The organism is Rothia sp. HMSC072B04 (assembly GCF_001813725.1).
Taxonomy (GTDB): Bacteria; Actinomycetota; Actinomycetes; order Actinomycetales; family Micrococcaceae; genus Rothia; species Rothia mucilaginosa.
Window position 1 is genome coordinate 13,190 of sequence record NZ_KV813812.1, and the last position, 14,808, is coordinate 27,997.

Annotated in this window: 15 protein-coding genes; 6 read left to right on the forward strand and 9 right to left on the reverse strand. The window is 58.6% G+C overall.

Going from position 1 to position 14,808, the window contains the following annotated elements; all coding sequences use genetic code 11:
- Nucleotides 1–28 precede the first annotated feature (28 nt).
- Nucleotides 29–772 carry an SDR family oxidoreductase gene (locus tag HMPREF2928_RS07530; protein ID WP_049356976.1) on the reverse strand — a complete coding sequence of 248 codons (744 nt, stop codon included), beginning with the start codon at nucleotides 770–772 and terminating at the stop codon, nucleotides 29–31.
- Between the two features lie 73 nt (nucleotides 773–845).
- Nucleotides 846–1,562: a beta-ketoacyl-ACP reductase gene (locus tag HMPREF2928_RS07535; protein ID WP_005509097.1), complete on the reverse strand. Its 717-nt coding sequence runs from the start codon at nucleotides 1,560–1,562 to the stop codon at nucleotides 846–848.
- Between the two features lie 286 nt (nucleotides 1,563–1,848).
- On the opposite strand from HMPREF2928_RS07535, the gene HMPREF2928_RS07540 reads away from it, so the two are divergent.
- Both HMPREF2928_RS07540 and HMPREF2928_RS07545 read left to right on the forward strand, forming a co-directional pair.
- Nucleotides 1,849–2,076, forward strand: a complete 228-nt coding sequence (locus HMPREF2928_RS07540) for a hypothetical protein (RefSeq protein WP_049341258.1) — start codon at nucleotides 1,849–1,851, stop codon at nucleotides 2,074–2,076.
- 186 nt (nucleotides 2,077–2,262) lie between these two features.
- On the forward strand, nucleotides 2,263–2,991 hold the full coding sequence (locus HMPREF2928_RS07545) for a metal-dependent hydrolase (protein WP_049341259.1): 729 nt from the start codon (nucleotides 2,263–2,265) through the stop codon (nucleotides 2,989–2,991).
- Between the two features lie 769 nt (nucleotides 2,992–3,760).
- Here the strand turns inward: HMPREF2928_RS07545 and abc-f are convergent.
- Nucleotides 3,761–5,359, reverse strand: a complete 1,599-nt coding sequence (gene abc-f / locus HMPREF2928_RS07550) for a ribosomal protection-like ABC-F family protein (RefSeq protein ID WP_070688057.1) — start codon at nucleotides 5,357–5,359, stop codon at nucleotides 3,761–3,763.
- A gap of 291 nt (nucleotides 5,360–5,650) precedes the next feature.
- On the opposite strand from abc-f, the gene HMPREF2928_RS07555 reads away from it, so the two are divergent.
- The 3 genes from HMPREF2928_RS07555 to HMPREF2928_RS07565 are packed head-to-tail and all read left to right on the forward strand — an operon-like array spanning nucleotide 5,651 to nucleotide 7,876.
- On the forward strand, nucleotides 5,651–6,292 hold the full coding sequence (locus tag HMPREF2928_RS07555; RefSeq protein ID WP_049358339.1) for a biotin transporter BioY: 642 nt from the start codon (nucleotides 5,651–5,653) through the stop codon (nucleotides 6,290–6,292).
- 32 nt (nucleotides 6,293–6,324) lie between these two features.
- A complete protein-coding gene (locus tag HMPREF2928_RS07560; protein ID WP_070616338.1) occupies nucleotides 6,325–7,212 on the forward strand; it encodes an energy-coupling factor ABC transporter ATP-binding protein in 888 nt (295 codons plus the stop codon).
- Complete coding sequence (locus HMPREF2928_RS07565; RefSeq protein ID WP_049356983.1) at nucleotides 7,202–7,876, forward strand: energy-coupling factor transporter transmembrane component T family protein; 675 nt, start codon at nucleotides 7,202–7,204, stop codon at nucleotides 7,874–7,876. The genes HMPREF2928_RS07560 and HMPREF2928_RS07565 overlap by 11 nt, the downstream gene beginning before the upstream one ends.
- Before the next feature lie 79 nt (nucleotides 7,877–7,955).
- Here HMPREF2928_RS07565 and HMPREF2928_RS07570 read toward each other — a convergent pair whose 3' ends face one another.
- Nucleotides 7,956–8,810 (reverse strand): DUF4253 domain-containing protein, encoded by an 855-nt coding sequence (locus tag HMPREF2928_RS07570; protein WP_070688059.1) that lies wholly within the window; start codon nucleotides 8,808–8,810, stop codon nucleotides 7,956–7,958.
- A gap of 541 nt (nucleotides 8,811–9,351) precedes the next feature.
- Here HMPREF2928_RS07570 and HMPREF2928_RS07575 point away from each other — a divergent pair.
- On the forward strand, nucleotides 9,352–9,852 hold the full coding sequence (locus tag HMPREF2928_RS07575) for an HD domain-containing protein (RefSeq protein WP_049356986.1): 501 nt from the start codon (nucleotides 9,352–9,354) through the stop codon (nucleotides 9,850–9,852).
- A 78-nt stretch (nucleotides 9,853–9,930) separates the two neighbouring features.
- On the opposite strand, the gene HMPREF2928_RS07580 is transcribed toward HMPREF2928_RS07575, so the two are convergent.
- The 5 genes from HMPREF2928_RS07580 to sufB form a co-directional block, all read right to left on the reverse strand.
- Nucleotides 9,931–10,500, reverse strand: a complete 570-nt coding sequence (locus tag HMPREF2928_RS07580) for an Ltp family lipoprotein (protein ID WP_049356988.1) — start codon at nucleotides 10,498–10,500, stop codon at nucleotides 9,931–9,933.
- Nucleotides 10,501–10,736: 236 nt separating this feature from the next.
- Complete coding sequence (locus HMPREF2928_RS07585) at nucleotides 10,737–11,066, reverse strand: metal-sulfur cluster assembly factor (protein WP_012903572.1); 330 nt, start codon at nucleotides 11,064–11,066, stop codon at nucleotides 10,737–10,739.
- 40 nt (nucleotides 11,067–11,106) lie between these two features.
- Nucleotides 11,107–11,865, reverse strand: coding sequence for a Fe-S cluster assembly ATPase SufC (gene sufC / locus HMPREF2928_RS07590; RefSeq protein WP_044150468.1), 759 nt, complete (start codon nucleotides 11,863–11,865; stop codon nucleotides 11,107–11,109).
- Nucleotides 11,866–11,884: 19 nt separating this feature from the next.
- Nucleotides 11,885–13,159, reverse strand: coding sequence for a Fe-S cluster assembly protein SufD (sufD, locus tag HMPREF2928_RS07595; protein WP_070688061.1), 1,275 nt, complete (start codon nucleotides 13,157–13,159; stop codon nucleotides 11,885–11,887).
- Nucleotides 13,159–14,616 carry a Fe-S cluster assembly protein SufB gene (gene sufB, locus HMPREF2928_RS07600; RefSeq protein WP_049341273.1) on the reverse strand — a complete coding sequence of 486 codons (1,458 nt, stop codon included), beginning with the start codon at nucleotides 14,614–14,616 and terminating at the stop codon, nucleotides 13,159–13,161. Before sufB ends, sufD begins: the two co-directional genes overlap by 1 nt.
- Nucleotides 14,617–14,808: the final 192 nt, after the last annotated feature.

Sequence of the window (14,808 nt, forward strand, 5' to 3'; positions counted from 1 at the left end):
GCAACGGCACCTATAGCAGCTGAAGTTATTAGTCGATGAAGCCGCGTGCGCCACCGACCAGCTCAACGTGGCCGGTCTCAACGTCTGCGGTGACCATCTTCGCGATTTCCTGCGCGAACTCGTTGACGGTGTAGAGCTTGCCGGCGGTCTCGCGGCGCTGCTCAATAGCGCCGGGGTGCAGGCGGTTCAGCAGGGTTGCGGTGACGGTGCCTTCAATCATGTCAGCGGACACGACGACCAGGGAGATACCCTTCTCGGAAAGTGCGGGAATCTCGGCAATCAGTGCGTCTTCGCCTGCGCGCTTGGACTCTGCGACGGGCTTGTACTCGTCCATGGTCTCAACCTCGCGGATGAAGTGCGCCTGGTGGCTGGTCACGAACACGATGCGTGCGCCTTCGGGCATCTTTTCTGCAGCCAGGCGTGCCAGGTTCAGCTGTGCGTCACGGTTCAGGCGCATTGCGTAGTCTTCGCCCATGCCGGTTTCCATGCCACCCGAAGCGTTCAGAATCAGGTAGTCCAGGGAACCGAAGGTCTCCACGGCGGTGTTGACGAGGTTCTGCAGGTCATCATTGTTGGTCACGTCAGCCTGCACTGCAATTGCCTTGCCGCCAGCCTCTTCAATAGCCTTGACGATCTTGTTCGCGCGCGGTGCCTTGGAGCGGTAGTTCACCACAATGTTCGCGCCCTCAGCGGCGAGAATCTGTGCGGTGTCTGCGCCAACGCCGCGGGAGGAGCCGGTAATGATGATGGTCTTGCCGGTCAGCTGTGCCATAGTTTTATGTCCTTAAAGTCTAGAAAGGGTGCGCCCACGTTCGGGCGCTTCGTGCAGTCCGTACGGGGTGGGGTTAGTGACCCATGCCCAGGCCGCCATCAACGGGGATGACAGCGCCAGAAATGTAGCTAGCCTCATCGGATGCGAGCCAGCGAATCACGCGAGCGACCTCTTCCGCCTCCGCGAAACGACCAGCGGGGATGGACGCCAGGTAGTTCTTCTTGGTTTCCTCGGGCAGAACCTCGGTCATTGCGGTGTTAATGAAGCCCGGTGCCACCACGTTAGCGGTGATGTTACGGCCGCCCAGCTCACGGGTGATGGAGCGTGCCATACCGACCAGTGCAGCCTTAGATGCGGAGTAGTTGACCTGGCCGGGGGAACCGTACAGACCCACCACGGAGGAAACCAGGATGATGCGGCCGCGCTTGAGCTTCAGCATGCCCTTGATGGCGCGCTGAACCACACGGAAAGAACCGGTGAGGTTGGTGTCGACCACGTCGGTGAAGTCGGATTCCTTCATGCGCATCAGCAGCATGTCGCGGGTGATACCTGCGTTGGCGACCAGCACCTCCACGGGGCCGAATTCTGCTTCAATTTCCTTGAAAGCTTCGTTAATGCTGTCGGCATCGCGTACATCTGCCTTGACGGCGAAAAATTCTTCGGGGGCTTCACCGCTGCGGTAGGTGATGCAGACGTTGTGGCCTGCTGCCTGGAATTCCTTGGCAATTTCGTAGCCGATGCCTCGGTTGCCGCCGGTGACCAGCACGGTCTTGGGAGTGTTCTCGCTCATGAGCTTCCTTGATGAGTCGACCCCTCACGATTGGAGCCGATGCAGCGACTCCGCGGTTGGGGTGTGGACGGATGGACAGTCGAACCTTATTTTACCGCGTTTTAGCGCAAAGGTGCCGCAGGCTACACTCCACTTTTGAACACTGAACCCCTACTCCCCTTCTTTTACATGCCTCATCGGGCGCGTACACTAACTGAAGCGGAACAACCCGCACCCTTTTTCCACGGAATCGCGCGGGTACGGAATAACACCGCACGTAGAGGCGCAATAGTAAGGATAAGAAGACATGGATCTGCTCGGTTCACTTTCTCAGGATGCACAGCCCGAGTACGCCAAATGCTCCCGCAAGGGTTGCCAGCAGGCGGCAGAATTTCAGCTGCTCTGGAACAACCCGAAGGTGCACGCCCCCGAGCGCCGCAAGATCTGGTTGGCGTGCTCCGAGCACGTGGGCTGGCTGGAGAATTACCTGCGCGAGCGTGAGTTCTGGAAGCAGACTCTGCCCTTTAAGGGGTAGTGCCACTTGAGAGGTGATGCCGCTTGAGGTGGCTCCGCTTGAGTAATAACCCAGCCTATCGAAAGTAATTTCGATATATGCTATATTTGTTCTAATTAGTTCGAGTGAACATCCCGGCACCCAGGCAACCACACTCGCAGGGCAATCACACTCGCTGAGCAATCGCATTCAAGGAGGCACCTCCCCATGATGGGCTATTCGCACACCGTCAGCGCCGCAGCTGGCTGGCTAGTGCTCGTCGAGACGGGAGTGGTGCAGGTTCCCGATACCCCCACCATCATCGTGACCACCCTGGCGTGCGCCGGTGCGGGCATGCTACCGGATATTGACCACCACAACGGCAGTATCGCCAACTCCATTCCGCCCATTTCACGCTGGGTAGCACGCATTGTCGGGGCAGTCAGCGGCGGGCACCGCAAGGGAACGCACTCCATTTTGGGTCTGGTAGCTTTCTGGGCAATCGCCTATTTCAGTGCCAACCTGAGCTACAACGGAATCCCCTGGGCTTCACTTCTTCTTGCCGCATTCTCGGGCGGTCTGGCATTGCGCGTGCTCGGCGCACCGGGTGGATGGATCGGTGCCGTCGCCCTCGGGTACGCCGCCTACACGACTGATTCGCTGGCACTGCTCCCCTGGGCTATTTCGGTCGGCGCGACCATTCACCTGATTGGCGACCTGCTGACAACCCGCGGACTGCTGCCCCTCTACCCCATCGTCATCAAGCCCCTGGTGGCGTCCCCCCTATGGAAAAAGAGCGGCTACATGGCACTGCCGATCCTGGGTGATGCTGGCAGCGTACGCGAGAAGGCACTTGTTCTAGCACTGACCGGGTACGTCGCCTGGTATGCGGCAGCCATGATGGGCTTTACCGAATACCCTCTGCAAATGTTCGGACTGGGTATTCACGCCGCATAACGTGCCGCATAACTAAATTCTACTGAGGACAGCGAAGCGCCCCGTCACTTCCCTACGGAAGCGACGGGGCGCTTTTCTAATCCTTATCCCGACCTATCGGGGTGAGAGATTAAGCGTCCTGGATGGGCCAGAAGACGTCAACCTCAACGTTCTCTTCACCGGAGGTGGGGTACTTCTCGAACTCAGTGTTGTGCATTGGCAGTTCTCCTTCGTGAGCGGGCGGGAATCTCTTCTCCCCCGCGTTAGCTCACCATCGGTAGTGAGCCCTAATGTTTCGCATTTGCGTCCTCGCAATGGCGGGAACAGTTATAAGTCTACGCCCCACGCATGTTGTGTTTCTACCATTTTTCCCACAATGTATGTAGAGACACATGAAAAATTCGAAAATCCCACACAGACCCCCTGAAATATCGCCTGAGAGCTTTTCTTTACCTCAGAAAAACCCACAAGACAACATTATTTCCCGTCAAATACGCCGCAAGTTTCGTGTGTCAGAACCCACAGTTCCCATGCACAGGAACGCAATAACAGCACACACGCTCAGAAAACAATACAACCCCACGGGTCAGGTCACATTTTTCCGCACTATTCACGAGAAAAAATACCGGCAATATCTCCGCAACACATTTTCAGAACACAAAAATACGCCCTGGACAATACGCCACAAACAATACACCCCAGACAATAAAACAACGCGCAATACACAAGAGGCCCCGGTACCACACGGTACCGGAGCCTCCCCCGTACTTTTATGTCAGCGGATAATGCTTTACGCCAGCGAAATCAAATCCTGGTAATCCTTCGACCATAGGTCCTCCACCGCATCCGGTAGAAGCAGCACGCGCTCAGGATCCAGCGCCTCCACAGCGCCCTCATCGTGAGAAACCATCACGATAGCACCCTGGTACGCCTTCAACGCGTTCAGAATCTCCTCACGCGAGGCGGGGTCCAGGTTGTTGGTCGGCTCATCGAGCAGCAGCACGTTCGCACTCGATGCCACCAGGGTCGCCAGGGACAGGCGGGTCTTCTCACCACCGGAAAGCACGCCGGCGGGCTTATCCACGTCATCACCGGAGAACAGGAACGAACCTAGAATCGTGCGCACGCGGGTGTCATCCAGATCCGGCGCAGCAGACTTCATGTTCTCAAAGACAGTGCGGTCACCATCAAGAATTTCGTGTTCCTGCGCAAAATAGCCCAGCTTCGCGCCGTGACCGTACACGACCTCACCCGTATCAGGCTCGGTGGAACCAGCCAGCATGCGCAGCAGAGTGGTCTTACCGGCACCGTTCAGACCCAGCACCACCACGCGCGAACCGCGGTCAATCGCCAAGTCAACGTCCGTGAAAATCTCCAGAGAGCCATAGGACTTCGACAGGCCCTGCGCAGACAGCGGAGTCTTACCGCACGGCGCCGGATCCGGGAAGCGAATCGCCGCAACCTTATCGCTCTGACGCTCCTCCTCCAGGCCGCGCAGAAGCTTCTCAGCACGCTTAATCATCTGCTGAGCAGCAACAGCCTTCGTCGCCTTCGCGCGCATCTTATTCGCCTGCTCCATCAGAGCATTCGCCTTCTTCTGCGCGTTCGCACGCTCACGCTTGCGGCGGTGCTCGTCCTGCTCACGCTGAGTCAGGTAGTTCTTCCAGCCCATGTTGTACTGGTCAATCACGCAGCGGTTCGCGTCCAGGTAGAAGACGCGGTTGACGACCAGCTCCATCAGGTCAACATCGTGGCTAATGACCATCAGGCCACCCGAGAAGTTCTTCAAGAAGTCGCGCAGCCACAGAATCGAATCGGCGTCCAGGTGATTGGTCGGCTCATCCAGAAGCATGGTGTCCGCATTGGAGAAGAGAATACGCGCCAGCTCCACGCGGCGACGCTGACCACCCGACAGAGTAGACAGCGGCTGGGCAAGCACACGCTCCGGCAGGTCCAGGTTGGAGGTGATGACCGCCGCCTCCGACTCAGCCGCGTAGCCGCCACCGGCAATAAACTCAGCCTCAAGACGGTCGTAGCGGCGCATACCCTTAGCGCGCACCGCCGGGTCCTCACTCGCCATATCGTCCTGCGCCTGGCGCATCTTACGCGCCACACCGTCCAGGCCACGCGCCGAAAGGATACGGTCACGCGCCAGCTGGCTCATGTCATCCACCTTCGGGTCCTGCGGAAGGTAGCCGATAGTGCCGCTGCGGGTGACCGTACCGTCAGCGGGCAGGGTCAGACCGGCAAGCACCTTAGTCATAGTGGTCTTACCGGCACCGTTGCGGCCCACCAGACCGATCTTGTCGCCCTTATCGATGCGGAAGGTGACCTCTTCCATGAGCAGGCGCGCGCCTGCACGCAATTCGAGGTTCTGTACAGCAATCATGGGTGCCTTTCCGGATGGCGGTCTGGTGTGTGGGTTGATAGTGCTCGGTAGGCGGGATTCGCCGGGTTAGAGGCGGCGAGCGCGCGGAGCACCTCATCAATTTTAGTGCAGGTGTGCCGAGTGCGCATGTGGGGCACCTTTTGTTTTTGTGGTGTGCGGTGTACTATACATACCGGACACCATTCATAGAACATTGTTCAAAACTGGGTTGTGACAAGCAGTCAACCACCGCCACCCTCAACTCTGTAGAAAAATCTGCAGAGCAATACGTATCAAAGGAGTACCACCCCAATGACCGATTCCGTGCGCGAATCAGCCCAGGAACCCCAGGCAACTCAGGCACCGCGCCGTAACGTAGCGGCAAAGACCTCCCTCGCCACCGATCTCTCCCTCATCGCAGTGTTCGCGGGCTTCATCGCCGCGCTCGCCATCATGCCCGCCGTCAGCTTGGGCGGCGTTGCGGTTCCCTTCACCTTCCAGACCCTCGGCATTTACATCACCGCACAGGTGCTCGGCGGCAAGCGTGCCACCGCCTCCGTGGCGCTGTACCTGCTGGTTGGTTTCGCTGGCCTGCCCATCTTCGCTAAGGGCGGCGCCGGTTTGGGTACGCTCGCCTCCCCGAGTGCCGGCTACCTGCTCGGATTCCTGCCCTTCGCCGCTATTGCCGGTACCCTCGCCTACCTGTTCACCCGCAACACCCGTTCGATTGGTGCGACCTTCCTTATGGCTCTGGTCGCGAACTTCTGCGGTTTTGTGGTTCTGACCGCCTGCGGTATCGCCGGTATGATGGTGAACGCCCACATGACTTTTAACGCCGCATTCAGCGCGGCAATGGTGTTCGTTCCCTGGGATCTGGTGAAGTCCACGATCGCGGTTCTGGTTGGTTTGTCGGTACGCCGCGCCTTCCCGTCCCTGGCTTCTGCCCAGCGTTAAAAGCACACGATGTGCCACACGAGAGGATAGCTATGTTTTTTCGCCGCTCCACGCGCCAGCCTGCACCACAACAGGTGCAAGGCGAGCAGGCGGTGAGCGCCTCTACCAGCATGCCCGCCCTTGAGCTTGAATCGGTGAGTGTTTTCACCGAGCTGCCCGAAGGCGGGCATCGCCGTATCCTCAAGGATGTGAGCCTGCGGTTCACGGCGAAGCGCACCGCGGTGCTGGGTCTGAACGGTAGCGGCAAGTCCACCCTACTGGGGCTTTTCAATGGGCTCACCCACCCGGATGAAGGTATTGTGCGTGTGAACGGTGTCGACACCCTGGATGCGCCGAGCCGCGGCTCGACGGGCGCTCGCGGTCATTCCCAGGGCGCTTTTGAGGGTGTAGGCATGCTCTTCGCCCAGCCGGAGGCGCAGCTGATTATGCCCACCGTTGCCGAAGATATTGACCTGAGTCTGCGCCGTGCCGCCGCCGTTGAAGGTAGCGCCCTCAGCGGTGAGCAGCGCCTCGAACGGATTCGTGAACTGCTCCGCGAGCGCGGCCTCGAACACCTTGAAAACCAGAGCGTTTTCACCCTCTCAGGAGGCGAAAAGCAGCTGGTCGCTCTCACCAGCGTACTGGCGGCACGCCCGCAGATTCTTCTGCTGGATGAGCCGACCACCCTGCTGGATTTGCGCAATCGCGCGCGGCTGCTCAAGCACTTGGAGTCGCTGGATCAGATGCTGGTGCTCAGCACGCACGATCTGGATTTGGCGGCGTCCTGCGATGAAGCCGTCATTATTCACGATGGGCGCCTGCTCGCTCAGGGGGATGCGGTGCAGCTGGTACAGCAGTACCGCACCTGGTGTGCCGAAGGGTTCCCCAACGAAGGCGCTACCGAAGGTCTGGATTCGGCAGGAGGCGCGCATGGGCGCTAACACGCCGCGCGTGAATCCTCGCCCCGCCGGCCAGGGCTCGGATTTCATCCCCGGTACTCTGCTGGTGGGTTTCTACCAGCCGTTGAACACGCCGGTGCATCGGGCGCCGCTGTGGTTCAAGGGCACGCTCTTCTTTGGGTTGTTTCTGCTGTTGGCGGTGACCAGCTGGCAGGTGGCGCTGGTGGCTTTGGTTGCCTCCACGCTGTGCGCTCTATGGGCTGGTGTGCCTGCCTCCCAGCTGTGGCTGGTGGTTCGCACGCTGTCTCTGCTGCTACTGATTATGGTCGGCTATTACGTGTTTACGGGTCAGTACGCCTCCGGCGCGGATGCTATCGCGACTATGCTGACGGCTTTTTATGCGTCCCGCGCTCTGCTGGTGAGCACTCCCCTGCCGGTTCTGATTGACGGCTTTGTGAGGCTGTGTTCGCCGCTACGTTTCGTTGGTCTTTCCCCAGAGCGTCTGGGTCTGCTGATTGCGTTGATGATCCGGTCAATTCCGGCGCTCATGGACCGTTGGGGTGCGTTGCGCAGGGCGGCGGTGGCGCGTAACCTGCCCAAGCGCATGTATTGGCGGCTGCTGATTCCGTGGGTGGTGCAGGCGGTTGATTACGCGACGGCGACCGCTCGTGCTTTGCGGGCGCGGCACGTGGACGAGCTGAACTAGCGCAGATACGCGAGAGGGGCGGGGTGAACCGTGTAGGTTCATCCCGCCCCTTCGCTTTAACTCGCCTAGCTAGGCTGGTTTAGGGCGTTTCAATGAGGAGCACCGCCGGGAGCTGCTCCCACCACAGGTACCAGTCGTGCTGACCGTAGAGCGCCTCCACGAGCTTGTCGAAGCCGCGGTAGACACGCACCGGCATCGCCGAGGAAACCATCGTGTGCTCGACCGCCAGGATTTCGGCGTCGCGGCGGGTTGTGACCGGCACCGGCGTGTAGAACTCGATAAAGTCTGAGGCGATAACAGCCGGGTAGGCGTCGTCGCGTTCAAACCAGTAGCGGGCAATGGACAGCATCGCCTCGGGGCTGGGACTGGAATCCCACCCGCCAAAGGGCAGGTAGGCGAACACCCCGGATGCGTCCCGCAGCGGCAGGTCCATGATGAGCAGTTCCGCGGCGCTGTCAATGTCGGTGGCCTTAACCTTCTCATTGATGATGCCGGCGGTCAGTTCGAAGGGGTACTCCGCTTTCAGGGGCGTGCAAATATCGTCTTCGCCGAGTTCGCCGTTCTCCATGAGGCGGCGGTAGGTCTGCAGGTAGGTGCTCTCGTTCAGGTGCCGGAACGCCTCGTGCGCGGCGACTTCTACACCGACTTGATCCAGGTAACGATGCTGGTCGGTGATGAGCTCGTGTGCGTACCGCTTGACGGTGTCGGCGGTGATGTCCTGTACTGGGGTTGAGGTACGTAGGGAGACGTTATTCTCAATGGTTCCGAGCAGGGTCGGGTCGAGGGCAACCACGATGGGGGTTGTTCCCCGGTTCTTGCCCTCGTAGAGGTGTTCGAGGTATCGCCGGTTAAGTTCGGCTCGTGGGGCGCCGTGGCGGATTCGCTCGTGTGGGTAGGGATACAAAGCGACGAAGCGCTCGTAGAGCTCTGCCATGGTGTTCTCCGATGTTTGGTTGCCCCCAGTTTATCGCGTATTTTCGCACAAAAATCCGGGTTTTTGGATGTTTTAGCAGGGCACGGAGGGCGTGTAATTTTTTCGTTTGATGAGTGTGTATCGGTGTGTGCTAAACACGCTTAAACTGCCTTTGTGTTGGGCGGTTTGAGCACCTGTTTTCGCCAGAAAAAGTTAGAAATTTTTTTGCCACCATATGAGATTTTGGGCGAGTTACACCGGGCGGCGCCAAAGGGTGCGGCAGACACTTTCGCGGTGGTGCGGGGCGCCTCCTGCGGGTCGGTATCCGCTGCAGAACTCTGGTAGAACAGGCACCAAGTTTATGATTTGCAGACATAAAGCACCCTATTTTCTTCTTCGGCGCGTCATATTTGACGTATTAAGGGTGTTTCGGGCGAGTTCCGCCACCGCAGCCCCACAGCTGGCGTAGAGTGTTGGTACCAGCTACCACCCGTGCCGCGTTGGTGCGGAAAACGTCGCTGAGACCATCAACTCGCAGGAGTTCAAACCAACGGAGGTTCTCATGTCGAATAACTACTACAAAGAGATGGTTCGCCTGGCAGACAGCATCGCTGATAAGGCGCATGAGGGGCAGACTGACCGTAACGGCTGGCCCTACATCTCCCACCCTCGCCGTGTGGCTCTTGGGGTACGTAAGCTTGCGTGTGAGTTGGCTGCCGCGACTCACCCTGATATTTCTTTGGAGGAGCTGAAGGCTGAAGCGCAGATCGTGGCGCTGCTGCATGACACGGTGGAGGATACCGGCGTTTCCCTCGCATATCTGGCTCGTCACTTCTCGGCGCGTATTGTGGATGCGATTGAGGCCTTGACCCGCCGCCCGGGTGAGTCGCGTGAGTCGTATCTGAGCCGGGTGCGTGTGAATGATTTGGCTCGTCTGGTGAAGCTTGCCGATATTGCGGATAATACTGACCCGCAGCGTTTGGCACTTCTGGAGGAACCGACTCGTACCTGCCTCATGATCAAGTATGAGCACTCGCTGAAGCTGCTGCACCTGAACGACTAGGTTCAAGCTGACCATATAGAAGCCGCCCGGTATGGATTGTGTTCCATGCCGGGCGGCTTCTATGAATCATCTATTGAATTAGTTCAGGTGAGAGACTGCGTAGTCAGCTTCTTCCTCGGTGAAACCTTCAATGGAAGAAGTCAGCTGAGAACGGATTGCTTCAGGAGACATGTTCATGGTCTTCTGGTAGCTCTTTGCCGATTCCAAGGCATTCGCGTTCCAGTCAGCCTTCATGTTGTCTACAGCATACTGAGCAGCTTCAGGCGTGAACTTTTCAAATTCACTGGTGAGCTGGTCGTAGATACGCTGCTTGGACATGTGCATAGTGCGAGAATAAGATTCTGCCTTCTTCAAAGCAGACTTATATTCAGTGGGAATGCTGTTATCATTCTGCTTTGCGTTGGACTCGCTCGTAGCCGCGGAGGAGGATCCGCCATTAGAGTCCTGAGAAGCTTCGGCAACAGCAGAAGAACCAGCAGCTGCCGAAGACGAAGAAGCACTCGTAGACTTGCTGGAGCCGCCGCCCATCATCGAAGCGCAACCGCCAAGAAGAACAAGAATAACGAGAGTGATAAACCACCAACGGAGGTAGAAAGGCTTCTTCTTAACGTAGACAGAACCGTCAGCGGCAATAATCTTTTGTGCCATGATTTCCTTTCAGCTTTCCTCAAGCAACCGTCGCATGAAGAAACCAATATGAAGTGAGTGGATAATTCACAAGGAAATATACTTGACCCCCCCCCATTGTCAAAGTGGCAAAAATTGGCGTTGCTCAGAACAAGCATCCACTGCTCACATATCTGATATCGCACAAAAATACCCGCCCGGTGCCGAAGGCATACACCTTCGGCACCGGGCGGGTACCTTATCTGCGAGTCAGGAGCTTAGATGTTGAAGCCCAGCGCGCGCATCATATCGCGGCCGTCCTCAGTAATACGCTCCGGACCCCACGGCGGCATCCAAACCCAGTTCACACGCCAAGAATCAACCAGGTTCTCCAGGTTGCTCTGAACCTGCTCCTCAATAACCTCCTGCAGCGGGCACGCCGCAGTGGTCAGAGTCAGGTCCAGAATGAGGGTTCCATCCTCATCCCAGCGCAGACCGTAGAGCAGACCAAGGTCAACAATATTGACGCCGAGCTCCGGGTCAATGACCTCCTTGAGGGCTTCCTCAATTTCTTCCTGAGGAACACGAACCTGCACAGTCTCAGTCATAGTTCTATCTTTCTATCAGAATCCGATAAGGAGAAGAAGCTTACTTCTTACCCACGTAAGAAACGTAGCCCTCTTCTTCCAGGCGGTCAGCCAGCTCGGGGCCGCCCTGGTCAACCATCTTGCCGTCCACGAACACGTGCACGAACTGCGGCTTGATGTAGCGCAGAATGCGGGTGTAGTGGGTAATCAGCATGACGCCCATGTCGTTCTCGTCGTGCGCACGGTTCACGCCCTCAGAAACGATCTTCAGTGCGTCAACGTCCAGACCGGAGTCGGTCTCGTCCAGGATGCCGAACTTGGGCTTGAGCAGCTCCAGCTGAAGGATCTCGTGGCGCTTCTTCTCACCACCGGAGAAGCCCTCATTCACGTTACGTGCGATGAACGCGGGGTCAATCTCCAGGTTCTTCATGGCTTCCTTAACGTCCTTGGTCCAGGTACGCAGGGAGGGAGCCTTGCCGTCCACAGCGGTCTTAGCGGAACGCAGGAAGTTGGACATGGTCACACCGGGGATCTCAACCGGGTACTGCATAGCCAGGAACAGGCCTGCGCGTGCACGCTCGTCCACGCTCATCTCGGTGATGTCCTCACCGTCGAGCAGGATCTGACCGGAGTCAACCTGGTACTTGGGGTGGCCAGCAATGGTGGAAGCCAGAGTGGACTTACCGGAACCGTTCGGGCCCATGATTGCGTGAATCTCGCCCGAGTTGATGGTCAGGTTAACGCCCTTCAGGATGGGCTTGGTGGTTTCGTCGTCGAGGATAACCGAGACGTGAAGGTCCTTGATTTCAAGAGTAGACATTGATTTCTCCTGGTAAAGCTTAGTTGTTGCTGAGGGCGAGCTCTGCCTCAAGGGCCTCGGTGAGCTGCTCTTCAAGTTCGGGAACACGAATCTGCTGAATGATCTCATTCAGGAAGCCGCGCACGACCAGACGGCGTGCCTCAGCCTCCGGAATACCGCGAGCCTGCAGGTACCACAGGTGCTGCTCATCGAGCTGGCCGGTGGTGGATGCGTGGCCGGCGCCCTCAATCAGGCCGGTCTCAATCTCCAGGTTCGGCACGGAGTCGGCGCGGGGGCCAACTTCCAGCAGCAGGTTACGGTTCAGCTCGTAGGTGTCAGTGCCTTCTGCATCCTTACCAATCAGAACGTCACCAACCCATACGGAGTGCGCACCCTTACCCTGCAGCGCGCCCTTGTAGGTCACGCGGGACTTGCAGTTGGGTACGGAGTGGTCCACGAACAGGCGGGACTCAATGTGCTGACCTGCGTCTACGAAGTACAGGCCGTACATTTCAGTCTCAGCGCCGGGAGCGGTGAACTTGGTGGAGGGGGTCACGCGCACCAGGTCGCCGCCGAGGGACACCACAACGTGCTTGAAGCGTGCATTGCGACCCAGCTTAGCGTACTGTGCGGAGGCGTGGATTGCGTCGTCAGCCCACTGTTGCACGGAAACAACGTTCAGCTCAGCCTCGTCGTTCACCACGAACTCAACGTTCTGTGCCAGGACGGTGGAGCCGGTGTGGCGCAGAACCACGACAGCCTTCGAGAAGGGCTTAGCCTCAATCACGATGTGCTGTGCGGCAGCCTCGTTACCGGTGCCGGTGATGTCGATTTCCACGTGCTCAGCCAGTTCAGCTTCGGCGGGGATGGTCACCACGGTTGCTTCGGTGAAGCTGGACCACGCGTTCGCTGCCACGCGGTCCTCGGGGATACCCGCGGAGCCGATGCGTGCATCCTCGCGGGAGACGGTCTCAACCTGAACCTGCTCGGGTGCAGTGATCTGCGGTGCCGGTGCGGTGCCGGTCAGCTTCTCCAGGTGCAGGCCGCCCAGACGCTTCAGCGGGGTAAAGCGCCAGTCCTCTTCACGACCGGTCAGCGGCGCGAAGTCCTCCACATTGTAGGAGGTCTTACGCTCTGCACGGGATGCTTCGAGTACCTTCTGGACGTTGTTCGGGTTGGAGCCCTGGTGGTGTGCCTCGGTGGCGCGCATCAGGGTGTCATCGTGGGCGAACTCGGTGGCGAGCTTCTCGCCCTCCTGGTCCATGCCGGGGATGATCGGGGAGTGGTAACCCAGGGTTTCTTCGTTGGTCGGCATTAGCCCACAGATCCTTCCATCTGAAGTTCGATCAGGCGGTTCAGTTCGAGTGCGTACTCCATCGGCAGCTCACGGGCGATAGGCTCAACGAAGCCGCGGACAATCATCGCCATTGCTTCTTCTTCGCTCAGGCCGCGCTGCATCAGGTAGAACAGCTGGTCCTCGGAGACGCGGGAAACGGTCGCCTCGTGGCCCATGGTCACATCGTCCTCGCGGACATCCACGTAGGGGTAGGTGTCGGAGCGGGAGATGGTGTCCACCAGCAGTGCGTCACAGACCACGGAGGACTTGGAGTGCTTAGCGCCCTCACGCACCTGAACCAGGCCACGGTATGCGCTGCGACCGCCGTTACGTGCCACGGACTTGGACACAATGGTCGAGGAGGTGTTCGGTGCAATGTGAACCATCTTCGAACCGGTGTCCTGGTGCTGACCCTCACCCGCGAATGCGATGGACAGGGTCTCACCCTTAGCGTGCTCGCCGACCATGTAAACAGCCGGGTACTTCTGGGTGACCTTCGAACCGATATTGCCGTCCACCCATTCCATGGTGGCGCCCTCGTGCGCAACCGCGCGCTTGGTCACCAGGTTGTAGACGTTGTTCGACCAGTTCTGGATGGTGGTGTAGCGAACGCGTGCGTTCTTCTTCAGCACAATCTCAACCACTGCGGAGTGCAGGGAGTCGGACTTGTAGATGGGGGCGGTGCAACCCTCAATGTAGTGAACGTAGGAGTCTTCGTCCGCAATAATCAGGGTGCGTTCGAACTGGCCCATGTTCTCGGTGTTAATGCGGAAGTACGCCTGCAGCGGAATCTCCACGTGAACTCCCGGGGGAACGTACACGAAGGAGCCACCGGACCATACGGCGGTGTTCAGCGCGGAGAACTTGTTGTCACCAATCGGGATGATGGAGCCGAAGTATTCCTTGAACAGTTCGGGGTATTCGCGCAGACCGGTGTCGGTATCGACGAAGATCACGCCCTGCTTCTCCAGGTCCTCACGGATCTGGTGGTACACGACCTCAGACTCGTACTGTGCCGCCACACCCGCGACCAGCGAGTTACGCTCCGCCTCGGGAATGCCCAGACGCTCGTAGGTGGTGCGGATGTCCTCGGGCAGTTCCTCCCAAGAAGCCGCCTGACCCTCGGTCGAGCGCACGAAGTACTTGATGTTGTCGAAGTCGATTTCGGAAAGATCCGCACCCCAGGTGGGCATGGGCTTACGCTCGAAGAACTTCAGCGCCTTCAGACGCATATCCAGCATCCACTGGGGTTCGTTCTTCTTTGCAGAGATGTCGCGCACGACGTTCTCGTCCAGGCCGCGCTTTGCTACCTGGCCTGCTTCGTCGGAGTCTGCCCAACCGTACTCGTAGTTGCCAATGCCCTCGAGTTCGGGGTTCATCTCCAGGATCTCTGAAATGACGGTGTCGTTGGCGTTCTGCCCAACTTTCTCAGTCATTACGGCCTTTCTTCGATGGTTATTACATTTCTCTCCGTCACCTGCCGGTTGCAGGCGCGGTAGTTTAGGGGGCTGATGCCACACTCGACCACGGCGTTTAACGCAACGTGGGGCGGGCGGGTTCCAGCGTGCGGGTCGCACCCTTGAGGGGTTCATCGGGGCGCACCGCGGGGTACTGCGGTAAGCGTTACG